This is a genomic window from Bacillus sp. SDLI1 (assembly GCF_001553895.1).
Classification (GTDB): domain Bacteria; phylum Bacillota; class Bacilli; order Bacillales; family Bacillaceae; genus Bacillus; species Bacillus siamensis.
This window is the reverse complement of record NZ_CP013950.1, coordinates 61,797-83,446: the sequence shown is the minus strand read 5'-3', so window position 1 is coordinate 83,446 and position 21,650 is coordinate 61,797. Positions and strand designations below refer to the sequence as shown.

Genomic DNA, 21,650 nt, shown 5'->3' with positions numbered 1-21,650 from the left:
AGCTACACCCCCGCTTTCACAGGAGTATTATATGTATGTAATGGTTCGTCTCTTGACTGTTCTTTCTTTATCAAAGCCTCGCAAAGCTTGTTCAAATATTAGGTATGGTTTACTTTTTTCTTTTCACTCTTGGTTAACTCGCCTAAAAACCACTCACCGACGCTCATTGAATCCCATTAAGTACTACTGCCATATCGCTTTATATATCACCTTCGCTTAGCTATTATGTTCTAAGCAGGAGGTGATATTTTGTTTGTATCGCCAATGTTATTGCACATTCAATCAAAGAGCCATTCGAGGAGGATAGTTATATTACCGAATTTCAGTTATCAATATCCATAAAAATCCACAAAAAATAACGGGTGAAACATATTATACATGGCTAATATGTTTCATCCGTTTAATTCTTGTTCAACAAATTGACTGATTGCTGACTATAGAAAAATGTAAAAATTCCTTTTCACAAATTCATGTGTTTTTTTCCAACTTTGCTCAATGATCGATCGAATAGGGTAATAATTAGAATCAAACAAATGACTAAACTGAATATTGCTGCATAGTGGAGACCATTTGTAATAGCTTCGGATTTTAAAAACAATCCGTTGGCAGCAGAAGCAAGCATAGCTCCCATGTACATAAAGGTTCTTAACAAACCTGCTGAAGCACCGATTTGTTTGGAAGCAGCCTGAAAATAGACCGCATTTTGATTAGCCAAATTCAATATGCCTTGAGGTATTCCGAAAAGTATAGCAATGACAACAAGATAAACAAGACTGCTTGAATGATTTGTAAATAACAGCAGTGACATAGCAATAAACTGAACGATACTCCCTACAATCAATTTCATATGGATTGCAGGATTTTTTCCGGTTGTTTTAGAAATGATGATCGACGTTAAAAACATCGGCAATAACAACAGACCAGAATGTGAAGGGGACAGCCCCCTGCCTGTTTCTAACCATTGGGTATATCCATAAAGGAAACTGTATGATACGGTAGCTGAAAGCAAACCTCTGGTATACGTTAATAACAAGGGGGTATTCCCGCCTAATAATCGTAAATCCATAAAAGGATTTTTTATTATCAATTCGAAGCCAGTAAAAATGACACCGGCGATGATTGCAATTATTAATAAATATACATTATGCCAATTCGGACTCATTAAGAAAAGGAGAGCAGAAATTAGGGTGATTCCAAAGAAAATGATACCAACAAAATCAATGGAAGTATTTTCCTCCTCTTTGCTAAGGGAATCTCCTAAACCCCTTGGAAACCGGTAGTAACCTAAGAACACACATGCTAATGATAAAGGAATATTTACGATAAATATACTTTGCCAACCGCCAAATTCAATAAGCAGCCCCCCTAAGGTTGGTCCAACAACAGCAATCGTTTGGCTAGAGATCGCTAATAATGTAAGAATACTCGTTGAACTTTCCTCACCTGTTCGTTCTGCTTCACTACGGATAAGATACATAGAGGCAGGATAACCAGCGCAGGTTCCAAAACCAAGTAGAACTCTTGAGCAAACTAGCCACCAAATATTAGGGGCAAAGATTGCGATTAAACTAGAGATACCCACTAATGATGATGCAATTAAAAAAAGAAGTCTTGGACCAAAAATATCAATTAACTTTCCTACAACTGGCTGTCCAATTGCCGTAGCAAGATATAAAGCAGAAACAAGCCATGCTGTTTGAGAAGGTGGTACTCCAAACGCCTGACCAATTGGAATTAAAGCAACTGAAATGATCGAAGAGTTAATAGGATTGAGAATGGAGCCTAAAACCATTGGAGCAACCAGTTTTTGATTAAAATGATTTTTATTTGCAGCCTTCCTCTTGCTACTAAATATAGACAAATGTATTCCTTCCTTCATTTCATCTTGAAAGGTTTCGGGAACCATAAAAAACGGCTGTGTAAATCATAGAAAAACTGAAGGCAAATTAGTCGGGTCTATTTCACCATAACGGAAACAGACCCTCTTTGTTTACTTCAATGCAGCAATCCAGGATTGGACCGTTAACACATCGGCTTGACGTGGAAATACCTTTTCCATTAGAACTCGGTGAACCTCTGGATCTGGATCAAAACAAGCGTCATTTAACACTTTAATTTCAAAGTCTTTGTCCGCTGCTTCTCTTAAAGTGGATAAAACGACCCCACTTGTAGATATTCCACTGAGAACAAGTGACTCAATTTGTTGCGCCCGCAAGATCATTTCCAGATTACTTCCACTAAAAGCACTAACTCTATATTTCGTAATAACAGGTTCATTTGCTTCGGGTTGAACGGATTCATAAATTTGTGTTGCATGATCATTGACCGTCATAGCACCATACTTACTTATAGCTGAAAAAGCCTTGTTTTTCGTGCTGACCTCCGGATAACCCTCACTAAATCCGACCCTGACAAAAATAATTGGAATAGAATGTTTACGGGCGGCTTTTATTGCCTTTTGAAATGGCATTAAAGCTTGTTCTAGATTTTCTCCTAAATGTGGTACGATTCCATTTTGCAGATCCATTACTAATAGTGCAGTTTTACCAATTTGATTTAACATATGTTGTAATCTCCTTTTCAATAGGATACAATAAGTGGAGAGCTCTCCTTTTAATAATAAACGGAGAATTCTCCGTTTGTCAATTATATGATCATTTTTTGGAGTGATATTTGCATGGTTAATGATAAAAAAATATTACATAAGCATACTGAACGTCGTGACGCAGCTGAGAATCGCCAACGTATTTTAGATGCTGCTTTTAGATTATTTGAACAAAATGGTGTTGAGAAGGTTAGCATGAATCAGATCGCAACAGAAGCAAAAATCGGTCCCGGAACTCTTTATCGACGTTATAAAAATAAGGGAGAATTGTGCCTTGATTTAATTAGGGACAACGTAGTTCTACTATTTGAGGATATAGATGCGTATTTAGAGGAGCATAGAGAAGAGTCACCCCGGTTACGATTTAAAGGCGTACTAAGTTTGTTTATCCAATTCAGAGAAAATAAAGCTCAATTGCTTAAAGGTGTTGAAGATGCTGCTCCAAGCAAAAGCCGCAATCCCCTATCAAGAGGTCCGATTTATAGTGAATTACACCAAATATTCGTCAATCTTTTTGAAGAAATATACGAAACCGGATTCCCGAAAGTTAACAATGTATTTAGATCGGATACGTTACTTCAAGCTTTAAGGAGTGATTTTTATTTATTTCAAAGAGAAGTTCGCGGTTATTCTCCTGAAATTATTTTGGAGCAAATCTACTCAACGTTTATATCTGATTAAGTAGTAATTGTGTTCGCCTTAGTTTCGGTCATTTACTCCGCCTCTATATTTTTTATGTTTTTTTCAATGTAGCATATAATCCTTCGTAAGCCTCAATTTTAACAAAACAGCCCTTTTCGTAATGAAAAGGGCTAAAGATTAATCCTTCTTTTTGAAATAGTGACCCTGCTCTAGGTCCGAGATAAGTGTTGGGTGCACAGGCCGCCATCCCAAGAGTTTTTGGGCCAGTGTGCTTGACTTCGGTAAGTCAAGAGCGGCAATTAAGCCAAGAAAGCCAAAGTGTGCATCTGCCTCTTCATGTGAAATGCTGACTACAGGCAAGTTCAGGTGCTTACCGATGACGCTTGCTATGTCTCGGAATGCTATACCTTCATCTCCGACCCCTTGAAGCCGTGTTCCTGCTGGGGCGGATTCCAAGGCCAAACGGAATAGGCGTGCCGCATCAAGCCGATGTACGGCTGACCAACGGTTGGATCCATCGCCAATGTAAGCAGAGACACCCTTTTCACGGGAAATGTTGATCAGCCTCGGCACGAAGCCCTTATCGCCCATGCCGTGGACGGACGGCGGAAGCTCCACAATCGATGTCCGCACCCCACGCTCAGTCAGTGCGATCACCGCATTATCCGATGCCGTTCCGTTTGCATGAGCAGTGGTCACGAACGGTTTGTTGGAGTCTTCGAGCACCTCCCCAATCGCCTCAATTGCACGTAGATCCGTTGCGAGCGAACCAGAGAAGTCCGAGAAGTCGTTTTTAAACGCCAGGTGAATGACACCATCCGCAGATGCGGCTCCGGTGCGAAGACTGTCGAGGTTGTCAAGGGTTCCATGGTGCACCTCAGCTCCAGCTTCCTTCAGTGCCATGGCACCATTGTCAGAACGTGTAAGGCCGACAACTTTATGACCAGCATCGATGAGTTCTCGGACGACAGCAGACCCGATGTAACCTGTTGCTCCTGTCACAAAAATACGCATAAAAATGCCCTCCTTGAGTTGTACTATTTCTTGAAACAAGTTGATTCTATACTATAGAGTTAACTCTAAGGCAAATTAAATCGAGGAGAGATTTTTATGAAGATTCGAGAATTATCAGAAAAGACGGGTTTATCAGTCCACACCATTCGTTTTTATGAAAAGGAAGGTTTATTAGACAGTCGGCATATACGGAGAGAGGAAAATAACTATCGTAATTATACAGAAAAAGCGATTGAACGTCTGAATCTGGTAAAGAAGTTTCAAGGGGTGGGTTGTTCACTAACGGAAGTGAAGGAAATTTTGCAAGATCGTGATTCAAATACACGTACCAATCAACAAGTAATTGAATGGATTCGCCAAAAGATAATAGAAATCGAACGTAAGAAGGACGAAATGGAACAGATGCTTGGAACTCTTAACATGATGTTGGAATACAGAATCACAATGATGAATGACCCAGAAAAGGCCAATTCCTAGTTAAAGCTTCGACATTCTGACTAAGTTGTTCATTGGCTTGACTTGTACATGTATTTAAAATCGTTTTTCACATAAATTCGCAAGGCTTCAATGGAAATTTCAGTATTGAAAATTGATTTGCAAATTGGTATATAGTTTCAATCCAAGTAACGCAATAAAACTTGATATAACAAAAAATGCATGCCAAATTTGCATGCATTTTCATATGTTTTTTATTTTTGCAAAACTGAACTAAGTTATAAATACCCAGCTATATGTTAATTTAAAAATCAACACGATTCTTTAACAGAGCCAAATTCTTATAGATCTTTTCACGAATTGGACTTTTGATAATGACCGGCTTGATTAATGCTTGTGCGCTACGATCACCTTTGCGAATTTTATACGTGCAACAAATATACTTCCATTACGATAATCATCAATATTGAAATCGAAAATCTCGTCCTTTTCGGTTTTTTCCCAACCACCATTAACGAAATGGTATACTGTATCTTCCTCACCAATTTTCTGTGCAATATTATCTACAACCACCGTGTTAAGCGTGATCCTAGTCAGCGGCCGAATCTGCATTTCGTATCCACTGGGATTTCACCAGGTTCAATAATTGTGTCCTCGGCTGCGATGAGAACCAATCCTGTGTTCATAAGTAGGAATCTTTGCAATGTTAATGTTCATTTTGTCTCCTCTTAATAAATAGTTAAAATCACGATTTTAATTTAACTTTAATATGTATCATCTTGAGAAAATCACCTTTAATTGGTAAGCTGACACCAGATCATACTTATCCAAAGCAGGTGAAATCATGAACAAAATAATCGGAATGACTGGATTAATTATCTCCTTACTTGTGCACGAGTTTTCAGCAAGAGATTCATTGACTCAAAAGATCGCTATGGCTTGTCTATTTTTGTTCTTATTGGTTTATAATTTTGAACATACTAAGGAGTTCTCTAAAAAGTCTCTGGCTATTATAGGCGCTTCCTTTATTGTACTAATGCTTGGAATTTATCAATTGCTCTTTTTTACTGGTGATTACTTTGAAAGTCGCGGTTTAAATTTTGGATTTATCCTTTTACTTGAAATTGTTTTAGTTATTGGATTAGTGACTGCTGCGCTTAGTTTAATTAAGCATATGGCAGACCGCTTAAGGAAAACACCTGATGGTAAAGAGCATTGACTCTTTGCCTTTTTTTAGCTAACCATTTCTTTTTATGCCGTCTTCTATGTACATAATCAAACGCAATATCGTCTTTTGCAGACTCTCTTCTGTCAATGATGAATTGATTCAGAACGATTCTTAATTCCTCATCATTTATACCGCTGTGTTTTGCACTCCATCTTAATAAACTCTTCTTCATTTTTCACCAAAACTCGATCCATTACCTTTTTGCCACTTTACAAAAGATAAAGTCGCATTGCTCTCTTTGATAAGAGCTCTACATTTCTAATACAAGATTGAATATTGTTTGTTAATACACTTGGCCCCAACTTTTGTGTCTTAGAATTTGAAAGGCGTACTTGTACTTTAATATTTGTCATTTCAGCCGATATGGAATCACCCCTCCAGAAATCTGGAGTTTCTCTTCCTTTGGGGTTGGATATAGTTTAAATCGCCAACTGATTTCCCCTGTTTTGGCGGCAAATCCTTCATAACCGTCGTAGCTTCTATAAGAAGATGGTTGAGGAAGGTGGACAGCAAGAATACTCATATTCGTTCTTGCTGCACATGGCGAGTATAACTGCCACCCTGGGCGTTTTTTGTTTTGATTCACCGGTTCGAGTACTGTGTACTACAAGGCATTGGACTTGCTTTCATTTGAGTTGGAGAGGCAATAACAGCAGCCAGTAAGGGGATAACCAAGATAAATCGTTTCAATTAAATTCCCTCACATTTTTTTGTAATTTCCCCTTACTCCCGCCTTGAATATTCATCATTGTTACTGGAGCTACTGGCGCTGCCGGTAAAGATGGAAATCAGCATATGAATTAGCTGTTCAACAAGGATTCACTGGAACATTAGATAAGTGGCTTGCTCCTCTGAAAGAAACAGCAAACTGATCACATCCCTTCTCTATCGAGGAGGGTATTTTTTTCGTTTTTTCAAATTAGAAACTCCAAAAGCTCTACATCCTTTTACAATTTTTTCAATGACTATGTTATGATTATTTTCAAGGGATTTTTGAAATTTTCAGAAAGAGGGGTTTGGATGAGCAAGATCGCTTCTGAAGTTGTTGCTACTACACTGAATGATTGGTACATTGCTATAAAGAAACAAAAGGTAATTGAGTCAATAAAATATTACTCAGAGATAAAGAGTCTGTTCGATTACATGGAAGAGGATCAAGAAGTTCTTGCATATTACAGTTTACTAGAAGAAAGACACAAAATGTTGCTGCATTCTTCACGCGGAGAGCCATTACAAAAGCACACTTATTTCACTGAAGAGAATGAAAATTTCATAAAAAGAACGAATGATAAATTGGAATATAACTTTTATTTATTCGAAGCAATGTACGAGGCATACAACAAAAATTATGATCGAGCAATTAACTTATATGGATTAGCTGAGAAAAAGCTTGCAGAAATTCCGGATGAAATTGAAGCAGCTGAATTCTACTCCAAGGTCTCCTACTTATACACTCTTGTTAAACAAAGTATTGTGGCACAACACTATATCAAGAATGCAATTACAATATATAAGCGACACCCTGATTATAAATGCAAACTGGCAACTTCAACAATGATTGCGGCTGCAAACTATTCCGATATGAAACGGTTTGAGGAGTCAGAAGCATATTATTTAGAAGCAATAGAAATTGCACAAGAAACAAAGGATGAATATTTGGAAGCTCAGTTATATCACAACCTTAGTATCGTGTATTCTGATTGGGACAAACCTGATAAGTGTATTAAATCTCTTGAAAAAGCTATTGGAAATGAATCTTGGAAGAATTCAAATTATTATATAAATTCTTTATTCATGATGATTAAGGAACTATTTAAAATTGACGAAAAAATGAAAGCCATTAATTTTTACAATAAAGCACAGGAAAGACTCATATTAATGGAGAATAAAATATACGAAGCCAAAATTAGCATTCTATATAACCTTTATTGCGGTGAATTAAAAAACAACTTCAATAATTGCATCCGTTATATTGAGTTTTTAAAACAACAAAATGACCTTGAAAGTGTAGATGAATTGTCCTACATAGCTGCAAAAAGGTTTGAATCAATAGGTGCTTTTGAAGAAGCAACCAGCTTTTTCAATGAAAAAATTTGGGCTGAACAGAAAATGAATCAGGTGGAGGGAATCTTATGAAAAAAATTGTGCTTTGCGTATCTATTTTAACTGTAATTTTAAGTGGGGTAGCTTTAACGCAATTGAGTACAGATTCACCATCTAACATCCAGGTAGCTGAAAGGCCAGTCGGAGGTTAAAAAATTAATTAACTTAGCCCTACTCATATGAGTGGGCTTTTTATTTTATATAAAAGATAAGGAGCGTTATATGAAAAAGTCTTATGTTTTATATGGGATTTCAGGAGTTCTAATTGGTGCAATAGTTATATTGTTGATCAGTGCATTCTTTATAAATAAAGGTGAACACTCTGTAAGTACTTCTAAAATTAATCCCACCGAGGATAAAATCTTTTTTATCTATTCAAATCCACTCATCAAGAAAAGCGTACTCATATCCACATCACAAGGAGAAAAATTCAATAAACGATACTTTAAGGTACCGGATATACCATATATCCAGAAAAAAACCCCCTCTTCTGACGATATCGTCTTGTTAGCTGAACATGAACCATATTATTACACATTAAAAAACAACACCATTAAAGAACATAAATTATCCAATCCATTTGCTTTTTGGCATCAAGGAGAGGATATTTCTGTAAAAGCCTATAATGTCGACACCAATGGAAATGAACTGAAAATAAATGATAAAAAGTTCAATAAAAAATATAGCCTGACTTTGCCCTCCCTAGTAACCATGGGAGAAAGCGATGATAAGTATATTTACGTCATTCAAGGAATGTTTATGTACGTCATTGATAGAAAAACAGAAGAGATTATTAAAACGATTGGATTAGCTTCCTATGGAGATGTATTTGATCACTCTGAAAAATATGTTGTAGCTAGCTCAGAACATGAACTAACTGTAATCGAAAAAGGATCATGGAAATCAAAATTCATAAAATATCCTGATGATCTCGAACAAGCGGACACTGTGTATTACGACAAAAAAAGCAGTAAATTTTACGTTACATATATTAATAAATCCGGATACGCCTGCTTACTTGAGTACGATAAAGATTTTTCTTTTGAAAAATTCGATTTAAAATTTCCGTATATGAATGCAAAATTTAAAGATCAAAAACTTTATGTGATTTCACAAGAGGAAAACAAAAAAGGCATTGGTGGCTATATGGGGATTTTTGATATCCGTACTAAAAAGAAGCTTAATGAATTTGATTTGCCCGAAGAAGAAACAAAAGTGCAGGACTTTATGGTTTTAGATTAAACATAAAGAATAAGTTACAAAGCAAAAGCCCCTTATTCAGGAAGGGGCTTTAATTTTAAATTAGATAGATGTTTTATATGCGTTAATTGCTTGATTTCTCAAAAGCATATTATCTTTCGTAACCATTCCAAGATTGTATGCTTGTTTGATGATATCCAACACTTGATTATCAGTTTCAGTTACAGCTCGTCCCCCCGTTATTCTGGACTTCCAGTAATCAAACTGGTGATTTAACTCTGAACTGCTTTTAAGGTTTTTATTATCAACTACTTTGCCATTCTCCAGCGCTTCTTTGAATTCAGTAAAACCAATTGAACATTGCTGATTCGAACTAATTCCTGCACCTTCTGTCGCTAAACTGCAAAACGCTAAAAACTTCGGATCTTTCGTGATATTGTAAGAGTTATTTAGACCTTCCATAACATTCACCCTCTCTCGAATTTTACAACGTTGCTATAAATGATTTTCATGTTTTTCCCAAGACCTTCAACTTGAATCTCATTTGAAGGAAGTTCGTTCATTGGAATTTCAATGTATTTGACCCATCCTATCACAACTTTGTTTTGTCCAAGTATAGGGTCATATTTGTATATGTTCGCTTCACCTTTGTATAACAAATTTCTTCCGTCTTTGGCTTTAATGACGGTTGAATTTGTATAGCCCATAAAGCGAACTTTAATATGTAGCTTGTCACCTTTCAAAACATTTGTTGCATTTGGTTTGCTGCTTGTAATGGGTTCCCAAGCAAATTTGTTGCCGTCTGATGTGACGGAAAGAACCTGGAGACTGTAAAGCGGTGTTGCTTCAACTGCTTTTGCTTTCGATGTGTTAATGGAAACATCGTTGTAACAGCAAGAAGTGTAATTGTTACTAAACTAAGCACTTTTTTCAATTCCTTAACCTACTTGGTATTATTTCTCATGTTATTTATCGGTAATTCCAGCAAGATATTTAATTTGAATTAAAAAAAAGAACCTAATTCTGACATGGTTCTTTTCATTTAGGTAACTGTATGAGGTTTCAACGACATATAAACGGAAGTAGTGTATAATATTTCCTGTTCATTAAGTTTGCTCACTCAAGGGAGTCTTGCTCATCCCCTACGAAAGGGGGTGATGCTTATGTCAACATTTCAGGCATTAATGTTAATGCTTGCATTCGGGTCGTTTATAATCGCCCTGTTGACGTATATAAATAAAAAATAGACCTCCCTTGAGACTGGAATCCTGAAGGGATAGGTCTATTATGAACAACATAACGCGAGCAAGCCCTTTGATGGGCAGCTTTTTGTACAGAGCCGAGGTGTTGGTAGCACCCTGGTCTTTTTATTTTATGTATTTCTTATTAAAGAAATACACTGTAACCGATCAAATACCTTACAGTTCTGATTATAACACATTAAGTGAAACCATTGAAATAATTTACAATACTTTTGCTTAAGGAGCTTTTTTAAAAATAAGACCTAGTTGTCCTTGCCAAAGAGCAATTTTCCAAAATCATTGTCTAAAATCTCAACTTCCACATCACTCCCATGTTCATCAGATTCAATTGGTTCATCTACTAAACTTAGAATAAACTCTTCAAAAGAGTTGGCAATTAGGAAAAAGTCTTTATCAGGGTGACTTAATTCATGATCCCAGAACAAAACCCTCTCATTATCGATGTCCATGCATATTTCATTACCACCTGCTGAGCTTGCTATAGGAATAATATTCCTAGGAAAGCGATCAGAATAGGTATTGATCGCTTCTTGAAGACTGTTATGATCGTTAGCTAAACCATAGAAGTTCTCTAATAATTGTGTATCATCTTCCTTGTCCATCCAAGGATCTTTCTCTATAGGTTTATAGCAAACGTCATACTCAACTTCATCTGTTGTTTTTTTACTTTCTAAATAACAGCCTCCATATCTCTTCAAAAAGTCCTTATAATCTGAAGGTAATTGATTGCCTATGTTGATTTCAAGCTCTTTGAGTTGTTCATTTGTATTAATGCTAGGATCTGTGCCAGAATCAATCGTAAACTCTTTCAACTTTTGTTCGATCTTAGTGAAGCTCATTTTAATACTCCTTCATATGCTATGGAAAAATAAGTTATAGACCTTCTTTTTAGTTTTAATCGTCCCAGTCCTCATCATCGATCCAGTCGTCTTTCGCTTCTTCCAGTTCTTCTATTAAAAACTCAAGGAATGTACTACCAACTTGTTTACCATATCCCTCTTGGTTGTCCCAAAGAATGACAGGGCATTCACCATTTTTCATCTTGTTAGTGTCAAGACAATAAGAAAATTCATCTACATATTCGATCACTACAAGACCATCGGAAAGATTATAATATTTTTTATATTCATTGGTCTGCTCTACAACTTCAGCACCGTGAGAGTCATATCCGAGTATCATTGTTCCATATGCTCCCCCTGAACCATACTCAGTTAAAAACCATTTATAGCTGTCTGGAAGAGTTACATTGAGATCCTCTTCTATTTCTCTAATTTGGTCTCCAGTGACTCCCCCCGTGAGAATTGAATTTTCTTTATTTTCATCAAAGTAAGTTTTTATTTTCGAATAATCCATTAAACTTTCACCTCTTATTCTTGATTCTCAAATTGCTGAGCTCTCCATCTCCAATACCTTCTTCTGAAACTTTTATATTGTTTATCAAGCACAGGATCATTTCTAAAACTCTGTCCATTCCCTTTTAATCCATGCAAAACATCACTGTACTTATTATGCCAGCTTTCAGGTATCTCCAGCATAGTACCAGGCTCTTCTTGAATTAAGTGATGTAAATTTATTTGCGTGCCATCTTTAGCAAACGGAGCATTGCCATTTTTCATCAGTTGAAGATTCGTAAGGCCTTTACGATTTTTTTGATTAAGATCGATATCTTTCATTGTATATACTCTACGGCTTACATCTCTAGGCTCTCCTTTAACTTTTACCTTACCGTCTATTTCGTATGCTTCATATTTTTCTTTATTTAACCAAGGGACATCAACTTTCTGACCTGTAAATGGCTTTCTTGTTTCATCTAATTTCTTTACATTGGTCAAAATTTCATTTTTAAGGTTTTGGCTATCAACCACATTGTATGGCACGTCCCCTGCCATCGCAAGATTATATTTAGAGTTATACGGAAGCAAATCTGAAATCTTGATGTCCTTAATTTTCTTCCCTGCTTGACTAGCTTTATTTATTACCTTCCCCGCCGCATCAGCTTTGTTAACGGCTCCTGCGCCTTTGGTTCCGACGACGGCCACAGCCACTGAACCGACCGCATATGTCACCCATCTAGATCTGGAGTAAGCATCTCCGTTCACCATATCCTTTTGATACGATTCTTCTATTGCTGTTGCAATAGCATCGTATGTTTCAACTGGATGAAGCACTGCATTCCCCAGTGCTGACAGCGTTTCTCCCGGATCGGTTATGAAATCCCATAAACCGGTTACCGTGTCTTTCCCGACATCATATAAACCAACGCCGGCTCCTTTTAAAATATCCCAAGTCACTTCCCCTGCTTCTTCCATCTGTTTTGCTTGTTCAAGCTGAATGACATATTGTTGCTGGGACGGTTCAAGATTCTCGTACCCGATCTTCTTCGCAATCTCCAAGTATTCATCCGGATCAGTTACTCCATCAGCGAGCTTTTTCTTCAAATCCTTGATTTCCCGCTCTTTCGCTTCTTCCTTCTTCATTGTCAAATAAGCATCTGAGTGTCTTGTAATCTCGCTTTTTTTCTTATGTATGTCACTTTCTCTGTACGCCTTAGCGTTATAGTGAAGTGGTGTTGCGTTTTTCCCTTTTCCCGTGGCATTTTGGAGCTGTTGAAAATCTGCTTGAATGAAATGTTCATTTGCCTCGGTTTCTGCATATTCCTTCGTTAGATCATGATCGAGCTTTCCGAGCTTGTGTATGGTATTGTCCCGTTTCTTGTCTGCTGAATCCAGCTTTTGATCGACATCCTCTGTTGAGAAAACCTGTATAGGGACAATATCGCTTATCTCGTTAAGAATATCTCTCATTTCATTCCGCTGCTCTTGCATGATGGCTTTTGATTTATTCTTCGCATGAATCAACTCATGTTCTAAAAATGACTCTTCCACAAACGAATCGACTAATCCTGCATCAGCTACTTTTCCTGAGATACTGTTTAGAAACGCAATCTTCATATCGATCAGATCAAGCCAGCTGTCTGTGACACCAGCGTGATCTTGGAAGAATGCTTTGATGTTATCAGCACCTTTACCTGAAAACTCACTGTCATCTAAATCAGCCATTCCCTGAAAAGCTTTCCTGAGATTGATAAATTGGTCTCTAACCTGATCATATTCTTTTGCTCGTTTCTCCGCTGCTGAGATTAACGAGTCTGCTTCAAATACCTTCATTTTCGTCTCCTTTCCACTTAATCTTATCTGAATTTTCTATTCTGAAACATATTTATAATACTCTTGAGTTTTCGGGGTCACTTCCCAATATTTTGTTCCATTTGAAGACACCAACATGTCAAACCATACTTCAAAGTTAGAGTCTAAATATACCGCATCTTCAATATCATCAATTGAATCTAGATACATCATATATCCTAATCCCTTATTTGATTTGTTTGTGTCAACAACATACCTGCCATCATAGTGGTATCCAATTAGGACATAGCCCTTAGGGAAGTCTTGAACTTCATTAAATTCAATTATCCCTTCTGTGCTAAGAAGCTCAACACCATTAAACATTTCCATTCCATTGTAATTGAATAGAAACTCTTTATAATCATTAGGTAAAGTTACCCCAAGCTTTTTTTCTAAACTGCTAACTTCTAGTGGACTGGCTGGGTCTCTGAATTGAAAAGCAGCATCTTCCATGACATGCCCTCCATGTTGGAACATAGGAAAAGTTCCGTATTTAGAAACAGCTTCCTTTATCCCATGAAGAGTCATGCGAATTAACTTTCCTTCTTCCATTTCAATTTCCTCCTCTAAGGTTATACTACCAAATTTCACCACACAACTGTATTTGATTGTCCTAAAATGCCAAAATGAATTTTACAATCTTTGGTTTTATAATTATAATTAGGAAGGTTTGTCCGATATATAGAGACAGAACAGAACAAACAAATTTGGGGGAATTACAATGAAGAAATGGATGTTAGGTATTTGCGCATTATCTTTAAGCTTTTCTTTAGCCGCATGTGGATCTGACTCTGCTTCTACACATTCAGATAAAGCTAAGACAACGTAGCAAGAAGAAAAGAATGCAAAAGAGACAAAGACCGACACTCAATCAAACGACAAAAGTACTAATGACAAGAATGAAAAAGTCGAAAATGCTTCAAAGAAGGATTCGTCGGATAAAAAGGCATCTGACAAGAAGAAAAAGCTGGTCGATGTAACACTTAACAGAACAGTTGATGGGGATACGATTAAAGTTAACTATAAAGGCGAAGTCAAAACTGTTCGTTATTTACTTGTTGACACGCCTAAAACTAAGAACCCAAACTCTTGCGTACAACCATATGGTGAGGATGCTTCAACAAGAAACAAACAGCTGGTTAACAAGGGAAACTTCAACTGGAGTTTGGTAAAGGAGATCGTACAGACAAGTATGGCAGAATGCTGGCTTACGTTTATGTAGACGGTAAATCTGTTCAAGAAACACTGCTTAAAGAAGGATTAGCACGAGTAGCTTATGTATATGAGCCAAACACGAAGTATTTAGACACGTATAAGAAAGATGAGCAAGTTGCGAAAGATAAAGACTTGAAGATTTGGAGTAAGAATGGCTATGCAACTGATAAAGGATTTAATGGTTGCGTAACTAAACCGAAGAAATCAGTAAGTGTATCTAAGCCGGCTCAAAAGTCAGTTACAACACACCAATCAGAGACACATAAATCGAGCTCAAACAGTTCACATTCAAGTAGCTCAGCATCAAGCAACTCTTCTAATTCTACACAAGCCTCACCTTCTGCCGCAGGAACTGAACACTTTGCAAACTGCACAGAGCTGAGAAAGAAATATCCGCATGGAGTACCAAGCACTCACCCTGCTTATACATCTAAGATGGATCGGGATAATGACAACTTTGCATGTGAGAAGAATTAATTATTTTGAAGTCCTCTGAGACTTCTTTTTTATTTGGGTATATTCCCTGTCTAAACAAAAAACCACAGAGCATGTGAGGGAGCTCTGTGGTCTATAGTGGCTGATTAAACCCCTATGATACATCAATTAGGATTTTATCAAAACTTTTCTTTTAAAGATAACATCATCTCCGTCTCAAATAATGCCTGCAGCAGTTCATCTATATTAATTTTGTCCTGCTTGTGATTATGCTTTTCATAAATACGAATAATCTCTTCATATTCTGATCGATGCTCTCCTTTAAGAGAGCTAATTCCAAGCTCTTCACCATATCGGTTAATGAATAATTGCTTACTCATTTCTTTTGCTTTATCATTTTCATAATTACAAAATGCACCTGACAACTGGACGAGAAAAGTTTCATCTTCAGAATTTAGGTTATTTTCGTTACACCAGTCTACAAAACGATTTCCAGTCATGTTATCACCTTTAATTTTAAAATTTAAAGAACAAGATAATCTGCAGCAAGGATGATATATTCTACTGCCATGCCAATTGTTTCAGCAACTCCTGCCCCAACAGCACCTTTAATTGCTGGTGGGATTTGTTTTCTTGCCATAGCAGCAACCTCTTTAGGAGCTCCGGTTATATCTTCGAGAACTTTACAAATTTTGTTTGTATTTTTAATTATCTTATTTACCGTAGATTTTCCGAACATTGTGCCTAATATGTCTTTTGCCCAAGCATTATTTGCCAGTCCTCTAATAACCTTAATCGCTTCTTTAGCGGCAGCGCTTTTAGCTCCCATAGTACTCATTTGATCTTGCGAACTACCATTTTCGAGACCTTTTAATTCTTCGGCCGCATTTAAAATACCTTTTTCTTTAACTGACGGGACTGAGTATTCTTTAGCAAGTTTTTGAAGCTCGGTTGGATTATAAGTAAATTGCACGTCCTGTTTAGAAGTACTCGCTTTTTTCACTTCTGAGGCCGAAGCTCCAACAGTCGGGATGGCTATAACCGCTGCAAGCAACATAAAAAGAATTTTAGCAAATAGACTTTTCAATTTGAACTCTCCTTTATCCCTAATTTTATTGTTTAACACATTGAACACCCTACCATAAAACATTTATATTTTTTCCTGTTATTATTATATTCGTTTAAAAAAGGTAAGGCAGTCCTACGTTTGAAACCGTCCAGAAATCACTACGGTGAACAAATATTCATTCACAATTTAAGATATATTTACTACACAAAAAAGACTGTTCTCAAAAACAGGCTTAGATGTTTTTAGAATTAATGCATCCGTTAATATATTTAATTCTTATTCTGATTTTTAAACGCCAAGTGTTTGATTCCTTGATCCTTAAAAACTTGACGGATATAGGGAGGTGAATAATCGTATTTCCGGCCAATTTCTTTTAGACTCATTTTTTTGTTGAAATGCAAATCGTATAGCAGATCAAAGTCCTTTGCTCTCCTCCTCTTTGACAATTCAGAGTAAGAAAGCTTGTCCGCTTTTTTTGCCTCAAATAGATTCAGAATACTCCAGTCTGGGATATTAAGTTCCTTTGATATTTCCCCCACCGTTTTAAGTTCTTTGCTTATTCTATTTAGTGTTCAAGTTATAGTCTCTCATAAGCGCTGCCATATGAAGATTAAATAAAAACCCTGTTAATGACAGTCGGCGTTTAATTAAAAAATGAATACGATTAGAATGGATCTCAAAGAATACAGCCCTTACAATTTATTAGGTTATTTTCGTATTCAATGTCAGACAGAATATTGTACGAATACTTCTGTTTTTACAGTAAATACAATAAAGAGGAGGTGCTGATTTTTTGGAGTTAAAAAACATCGTTCATTCTTACAACATTACAAATATTTTGGGTTATCTTAGACGCTCTCGTCAGGATATGGAGCGAGAAAAAAGAACAGGCGAAGATACGCTAACTGAACAAAAAGAACTCATGAATAAAATACTGAAGTCGATTGAAATCCCCTATGAATTAAAAATGGAAATCGGGTCAGGAGAAAGCATTGAGGGCCGCCCTGTTTTTAAAGAATGTCTTAAAGACCTCGAGGAAGGCAAGTACCAGGCAATTGCTGTTAAAGAATTAACAAGACTCAGCCGCGGAAGCTACAGTGATGCGGGACAAATTGTTAACCTTCTTCAAAGCAAGCGATTGATTATCATTACACCTTATAAAGTTTATGACCCTCGAAATCCTGCAGACATGCGTCAGATTCGTTTTGAATTATTTATGGCCAGAGAAGAATTTGAAATGACCAGAGAGCGTATGACAGGGGCTAAATACACATATGCAGCACAAGGGAAGTGGATTTCCGGACTAGCGCCTTTTGGATACAGGTTAAACAAAAAAACATCCAAACTAGTCCCCGTTGAGGAAGAAGCAAAAGTCGTTCAATTCATCTTTAACATCTTTTTAAATGGGTTGAATGGAAAAGATTATAGTTATACAGCGATTGCTTCTCACTTAACAAAATTACAAATACCTACTCCATCAGGAAAAAAGCGCTGGAATCAATACACAATTAAAGCAATTCTGCAAAACGAAGCGTATATCGGAACTGTTAAATATAAGGTTAGAGAAAAAACAAAAGACGGTAAACGAACAATGAGACCTGAAAAGGAACAAATTGTAGTACCGGATGCACATGCCCCCATAATAGATCAAGAACAATTTCAACAATCACAAGAGAAAATTGCAAACAAAGTCCCCCTGCTGCCTAATAAAAATACATTGGAATTAAGTGAATTGGCAGGCGTATGCACTTGTTCCAAGTGCGGTGAACCATTATCTAAATATGAAACTAAGCGAACGCGAGAAAACAAAAACGGCACCAAAAGTGTGTATCACGTTAAATCACTTTCTTGCAAAAAGAATAAATGCACTTATGTGAGATATAACGATGTTGAAAATGCCATTTTGGATTACCTCTCTTCTTTAAACAACTTAGATAATAAGACTTTAACAAAACATATCATTTCAATGATTTCTAAATACGAAGACGGAAATAATAATGTGAAAACAAAGAAGCAAATATGTGAATATCTTTCACAAAAAGAACAAGAATTAAAAAACAAAGAGAATTTTATCTTCGAGAAATATGAAAGCGGCATTTACACTGATGAACTTTTTTTGAAAAGAAAAGCTGTTTTAGATGAAGAATTTGAAGAACTCCAAATTGCCAAGAATGAGGTCAATGGAACTCAGGAAGCGCAAATAGAAATAGACAGTAATACAGTCAGAAACAACATAAATAAGATAATTGATCAATATCACATTGAATCAAGCACAGAGAAAAAGAACGCGCTATTAAGAATGGTCTTTAAAGATGTTATCGTGAATATGACACAAAAAAGAAAAGGGCCAATTCCAGCTCAGTTTGAAATCACCCCTATCCTAAGGTTTAATTTTTCATTTTCGATCTCACCGTCACTGATAGTCCCTCAACATGCAGTAAATATCTTAAAAAACCGATAAAGCCGTTTCTCCGGTGAACACAATGGGAGCTACGAAGCTGTTGTCCGAGAAGCTGTTTCATCAGGCAAATCATCATGTTCAAAACCGCGGTACAGTGTTTTGTTCGGTCCGCTTCGGCAATGTCCTCGGTTCACGCGGTTCTGTTATTCCTATATTATTTGAACAGATGATGGATGGCGGCCCGCTCACCATTACAGATAAAAATATGACGAGGTTTTTTATGTCGATTGATGACGCAGCAATGCTTACCCTGCAATCTGCAGCGATTACAAAGGGCGGAGAAACGTTTATTTTTAAAATGGAGTCCCTGAGGCTTGAAGAACTGCTTCACGGGTTTGAGGAATATGCGACCCGGCACGGACTGCCTCGCCCCGCCGCTGTTGAAGTAGGAAAACGCCCCGGGGAGAAACTTCACGAAGAACTGACCTCTCCTCATGAAACGGAATCTTTATATGAATGGGGCAATCTTTACGCGGTATTGCCGGACCCCGCCAAACACCCTGAATTCCGGAAGGTCAATCTCCCCAGATATCAATCCGATCAAGCGCCGCTCATCACAACAGACACAGTCGTAAAGATTATTGAACGATTACATGAAGAAAAAAAAGCATAGAAAAAAGGCCTGTCTAAATCGGCAGGCCTCATTGCTGAGCTCTATTTCTCAAATAAATGCTGATAGGTTTCATAGCCTTCTTCCTTCAGCTTGTCCTTCGGAATAAAACGGAGTGCCGCAGAGTTAATGCAATAACGGAGACCGGTCGGCCCCGGGCCGTCATTAAATACGTGACCCAAGTGGGAATCCGCTGTTTTGCTTCTCACTTCCGTCCGGATCATCCCGTGGCTTGTATCCAGTTTTTCGTCAACCTCTTCTTCCTCAATCGGTTTGGTAAAACTCGGCCAGCCGCAATGAGAATCGAATTTATCCAGAGAAGTAAACAGGGGTTTTCCTGAGATGATATCAACATAAAGCCCCTCTTCTTTGTGATCCCAGAATTCATTTTGAAATGGCGGCTCTGTTCCGTTGTTTTGCGTGACTTCGTATTGCATGCGGTTTAATGATTTGATTTTTTCTTCTTTATTTAGAGCCATCCTATCTGTCCCTCCAATGTTCATCCAGAAATCCTTGACGTCCGGAGCCTACACGGTAGCGCCCGTAGTGATCAGGATTTTTCTTATAAAAATGCTGATGATAGCCTTCCGCTTCATAAAAAGGCTCAGCCTTTAAAATGTCTGTCACGATCGGCTTTTTAAAAATGCCGCTGTCTTCAAGCTGTTTTTTTGAGGCTTCAGCAATCTCTTTTTGTTCATCATTATGGTAATAAATCGCCGCCCGATATGAACTTCCGCGGTCCGCAAACTGGCCGCCTGCGTCAGTCGGGTCGATCTGCTGCCAAAACAGCTCAACAAGCTTTTCATACGGGAAAATGTCTGGTTGAAATGTGATTTGAACGGCTTCCCTGTGGCCGGTCGTTTCACTGCACACTTCTTCGTAAGTCGGATTCTCAGTATGGCCTCCTGTATAACCGGACACCACTCTTTCAATTCCGGGCTGTTCGTCAAACGGCTTCACCATGCACCAAAAACAGCCGCCTGCAAATGTGGCGATTTCTTTTTTTTCTGACATACGGGTGCCCTCCTTTGTTCATACGTGGTATTATTATATTATAGCATGTATAAACAGAATAAAAATAATTCTGCTTTCAGGGGAAGCTAAATGAATGCCGCGCTGACTACATATTGGAGGTTCATGTTTTGAAAGTAAGAACACAAATGATGTATGATATGGAAGCTTTGCTTCGAAAAGTGTTTAAACAAATCAGAAATGAAGTTAATGAAATTCTAGATAAAGAGCTGTCCAGGAACGAATTCACCATTTTGTGGATTCTCAGTGAACAAGGACCTAAAAAAGTAACGGAATTCGCTCCCATTCTTGAGGTCTCCGCAAGCCACATTACCGCAGTGACTGACGCTTTAGTAGAAAAGGAATGGATTACCCGCATCCGTTCTAAAGAGGACAGACGAATTATCAGAATCCATATTACGGAAGATGGGGAGAAAATTGTCGATCATTTCAACCAGAAAAAAACAGAATACTTTTTTAAACGGTTTGACTGCTACTCTGATGAAGAGCTTGCAACGTTAATCAAACTGTTCAGCAAGCTGGATAAAAAACGCTGAAACGTAAAAAACACAAATCCCAGAAAGGATCTGTGTTTTTTTTATGAAAACTTATTGCTTCGGATGATAATAGGAAAATTCAATTTCATCCGTGTCGAGATTGATTTTATCAGCCTTAACATACATACCGTTGTCTAATGGCATTTCCGACAGACGGACCTCAATGCTTTTATCACTTGGATGAACGTGCACAAATGACGGCAGTTCGTAAAAGCTGTCCATATAATTCAGCACAAAGCTGATCGGAAGGCTTAATTCACCTAATGAAAACTTCGTCACTTTCAGAACCACATCTCCGTTCTTTTGTACGGACGGTTCAAATGTGACAACCGCATTAATAGATGTTGAGAACGCCTTGATTTTACCGGCTACGTGCACGTCGTTATTGATGTCCACTTTGTAGTCAAGCTGATTCGATGCCTTCTCTTTTAAGTACGAATTCACAAACCTGGCAAGTGATTCTTTGGAGCTGGTAATGTGAAAGCCGTACTCGCTTTTTGTCTCATCTTGTATTTTCGCCTGTTCTCCCGGCATAACCATCAATGTCACGATTACCGCGGCGGCAATCACATTGAGTGCAAGAAGAATAAAAAACAGCGATTTCCATTTCTTCATCAT

General features: G+C 37.5%; 22 protein-coding genes and 5 pseudogenes. 11 read left to right on the top strand and 16 right to left on the bottom strand.

Annotation, left to right across the window (positions count from 1 at the left end; translation table 11 throughout):
- Positions 1–2 precede the first annotated feature (2 nt).
- From AUL54_RS21895 to AUL54_RS00565, 3 genes and pseudogenes are all read right to left on the bottom strand, one after another.
- A pseudogene (locus AUL54_RS21895) lies at positions 3–128 on the bottom strand (hypothetical protein); the annotation flags it as partial.
- Between the two features lie 332 nt (positions 129–460).
- Positions 461–1,861 carry an MFS transporter gene (locus AUL54_RS00570; RefSeq protein WP_235588391.1) on the bottom strand — a complete coding sequence of 467 codons (1,401 nt, stop codon included), beginning with the start codon at positions 1,859–1,861 and terminating at the stop codon, positions 461–463.
- Positions 1,862–1,990: 129 nt separating this feature from the next.
- Positions 1,991–2,563 (bottom strand): cysteine hydrolase family protein, encoded by a 573-nt coding sequence (locus AUL54_RS00565; RefSeq protein ID WP_060962525.1) that lies wholly within the window; start codon positions 2,561–2,563, stop codon positions 1,991–1,993.
- Positions 2,564–2,677: 114 nt separating this feature from the next.
- Here AUL54_RS00565 and AUL54_RS00560 point away from each other — a divergent pair, with 114 nt between their 5' ends.
- Positions 2,678–3,286 carry a TetR/AcrR family transcriptional regulator gene (locus tag AUL54_RS00560; protein ID WP_060962524.1) on the top strand — a complete coding sequence of 203 codons (609 nt, stop codon included), beginning with the start codon at positions 2,678–2,680 and terminating at the stop codon, positions 3,284–3,286.
- Between the two features lie 138 nt (positions 3,287–3,424).
- Here the strand turns inward: AUL54_RS00560 and AUL54_RS00555 are convergent, their stop codons facing one another.
- Positions 3,425–4,261 (bottom strand): SDR family oxidoreductase, encoded by an 837-nt coding sequence (locus AUL54_RS00555; RefSeq protein WP_060962523.1) that lies wholly within the window; start codon positions 4,259–4,261, stop codon positions 3,425–3,427.
- A 96-nt stretch (positions 4,262–4,357) separates the two neighbouring features.
- On the opposite strand from AUL54_RS00555, the gene AUL54_RS00550 reads away from it, so the two are divergent.
- Together AUL54_RS00550 and AUL54_RS00540 are read left to right on the top strand one after the other, a co-directional pair.
- Complete coding sequence (locus AUL54_RS00550) at positions 4,358–4,738, top strand: MerR family transcriptional regulator (RefSeq protein ID WP_060962522.1); 381 nt, start codon at positions 4,358–4,360, stop codon at positions 4,736–4,738.
- Between the two features lie 802 nt (positions 4,739–5,540).
- Complete coding sequence (locus tag AUL54_RS00540) at positions 5,541–5,915, top strand: YoqO family protein (protein WP_060962520.1); 375 nt, start codon at positions 5,541–5,543, stop codon at positions 5,913–5,915.
- Between the two features lie 218 nt (positions 5,916–6,133).
- Here the strand turns inward: AUL54_RS00540 and AUL54_RS21600 are convergent.
- Positions 6,134–6,614: pseudogene (locus AUL54_RS21600) on the bottom strand (hypothetical protein).
- Positions 6,615–6,944: 330 nt separating this feature from the next.
- Between AUL54_RS21600 and AUL54_RS00535 the strand changes: the two are divergent.
- From AUL54_RS00535 to AUL54_RS00525, 3 genes are all read left to right on the top strand, one after another.
- Positions 6,945–8,060 (top strand): Rap family tetratricopeptide repeat protein, encoded by a 1,116-nt coding sequence (locus AUL54_RS00535; protein WP_060962519.1) that lies wholly within the window; start codon positions 6,945–6,947, stop codon positions 8,058–8,060.
- The gene (phrK, locus tag AUL54_RS00530; RefSeq protein ID WP_016936664.1) at positions 8,057–8,179 is read left to right on the top strand and encodes a phosphatase RapK inhibitor PhrK; all 123 of its coding nucleotides are present in this window, start codon (positions 8,057–8,059) and stop codon (positions 8,177–8,179) included. Before AUL54_RS00535 ends, phrK begins: the two co-directional genes overlap by 4 nt.
- 70 nt (positions 8,180–8,249) lie before the next feature.
- Positions 8,250–9,269: a hypothetical protein gene (locus AUL54_RS00525; RefSeq protein ID WP_060962518.1), complete on the top strand. Its 1,020-nt coding sequence runs from the start codon at positions 8,250–8,252 to the stop codon at positions 9,267–9,269.
- 60 nt (positions 9,270–9,329) lie between these two features.
- On the opposite strand, the gene AUL54_RS00520 is transcribed toward AUL54_RS00525, so the two are convergent.
- Positions 9,330–9,689, bottom strand: a complete 360-nt coding sequence (locus AUL54_RS00520) for a hypothetical protein (protein WP_045926142.1) — start codon at positions 9,687–9,689, stop codon at positions 9,330–9,332.
- Between the two features lie 5 nt (positions 9,690–9,694).
- Positions 9,695–10,102, bottom strand: coding sequence for a DUF4879 domain-containing protein (locus AUL54_RS20320; protein WP_082761584.1), 408 nt, complete (start codon positions 10,100–10,102; stop codon positions 9,695–9,697).
- Positions 10,103–10,384: 282 nt separating this feature from the next.
- On the opposite strand from AUL54_RS20320, the gene AUL54_RS20315 reads away from it, so the two are divergent.
- Positions 10,385–10,474, top strand: coding sequence for a putative holin-like toxin (locus AUL54_RS20315; protein WP_076982784.1), 90 nt, complete (start codon positions 10,385–10,387; stop codon positions 10,472–10,474).
- A gap of 257 nt (positions 10,475–10,731) precedes the next feature.
- Here the strand turns inward: AUL54_RS20315 and AUL54_RS00510 are convergent, their stop codons facing one another.
- From AUL54_RS00510 to AUL54_RS00495, 4 genes are read right to left on the bottom strand one after another with little or no spacing between them, the layout of a single operon-like run.
- A complete protein-coding gene (locus AUL54_RS00510; protein ID WP_060962516.1) occupies positions 10,732–11,328 on the bottom strand; it encodes an SMI1/KNR4 family protein in 597 nt (198 codons plus the stop codon).
- A gap of 55 nt (positions 11,329–11,383) precedes the next feature.
- Positions 11,384–11,842 carry an SMI1/KNR4 family protein gene (locus AUL54_RS00505; protein ID WP_060962515.1) on the bottom strand — a complete coding sequence of 153 codons (459 nt, stop codon included), beginning with the start codon at positions 11,840–11,842 and terminating at the stop codon, positions 11,384–11,386.
- Between the two features lie 14 nt (positions 11,843–11,856).
- Entirely contained in the window at positions 11,857–13,656 is a 1,800-nt protein-coding gene (locus tag AUL54_RS00500; RefSeq protein ID WP_060962514.1) for a T7SS effector LXG polymorphic toxin, read from the bottom strand.
- A 36-nt stretch (positions 13,657–13,692) separates the two neighbouring features.
- Positions 13,693–14,127, bottom strand: a complete 435-nt coding sequence (locus AUL54_RS00495; protein WP_101605609.1) for an SMI1/KNR4 family protein — start codon at positions 14,125–14,127, stop codon at positions 13,693–13,695.
- 268 nt (positions 14,128–14,395) lie between these two features.
- On the opposite strand from AUL54_RS00495, the pseudogene AUL54_RS21890 reads away from it, so the two are divergent.
- A pseudogene (locus AUL54_RS21890) lies at positions 14,396–15,366 on the top strand (thermonuclease family protein).
- Positions 15,367–15,503: 137 nt separating this feature from the next.
- Here AUL54_RS21890 and AUL54_RS00485 read toward each other — a convergent pair.
- Positions 15,504–15,824 carry a hypothetical protein gene (locus AUL54_RS00485; RefSeq protein WP_060962512.1) on the bottom strand — a complete coding sequence of 107 codons (321 nt, stop codon included), beginning with the start codon at positions 15,822–15,824 and terminating at the stop codon, positions 15,504–15,506.
- 23 nt (positions 15,825–15,847) lie between these two features.
- Positions 15,848–16,450: a hypothetical protein gene (locus AUL54_RS00480; protein ID WP_235588390.1), complete on the bottom strand. Its 603-nt coding sequence runs from the start codon at positions 16,448–16,450 to the stop codon at positions 15,848–15,850.
- Positions 16,451–17,186: 736 nt separating this feature from the next.
- On the opposite strand from AUL54_RS00480, the pseudogene AUL54_RS00470 reads away from it, so the two are divergent.
- Positions 17,187–18,871, top strand: a pseudogene (locus AUL54_RS00470) (recombinase family protein).
- Positions 18,847–19,467: pseudogene (locus AUL54_RS00465) on the top strand (polysaccharide biosynthesis protein); the annotation flags it as partial. The pseudogenes AUL54_RS00470 and AUL54_RS00465, both read left to right, overlap by 25 nt.
- A 41-nt stretch (positions 19,468–19,508) precedes the next feature.
- On the opposite strand, the gene msrB reads toward AUL54_RS00465, so the two are convergent.
- Entirely contained in the window at positions 19,509–19,943 is a 435-nt protein-coding gene (msrB, locus tag AUL54_RS00460; protein ID WP_060962507.1) for a peptide-methionine (R)-S-oxide reductase MsrB, read from the bottom strand.
- Between the two features lies 1 nt (position 19,944).
- Positions 19,945–20,478: a peptide-methionine (S)-S-oxide reductase MsrA gene (gene msrA / locus AUL54_RS00455; RefSeq protein WP_047474523.1), complete on the bottom strand. Its 534-nt coding sequence runs from the start codon at positions 20,476–20,478 to the stop codon at positions 19,945–19,947.
- Positions 20,479–20,606: 128 nt separating this feature from the next.
- On the opposite strand from msrA, the gene AUL54_RS00450 reads away from it, so the two are divergent.
- Entirely contained in the window at positions 20,607–21,032 is a 426-nt protein-coding gene (locus AUL54_RS00450; RefSeq protein ID WP_060962506.1) for a MarR family transcriptional regulator, read from the top strand.
- 51 nt (positions 21,033–21,083) lie between these two features.
- Here the strand turns inward: AUL54_RS00450 and AUL54_RS00445 are convergent, their stop codons facing one another.
- Complete coding sequence (locus AUL54_RS00445; RefSeq protein WP_016936676.1) at positions 21,084–21,647, bottom strand: YpmS family protein; 564 nt, start codon at positions 21,645–21,647, stop codon at positions 21,084–21,086.
- Between the last annotated feature and the right edge of the window lie 3 nt (positions 21,648–21,650).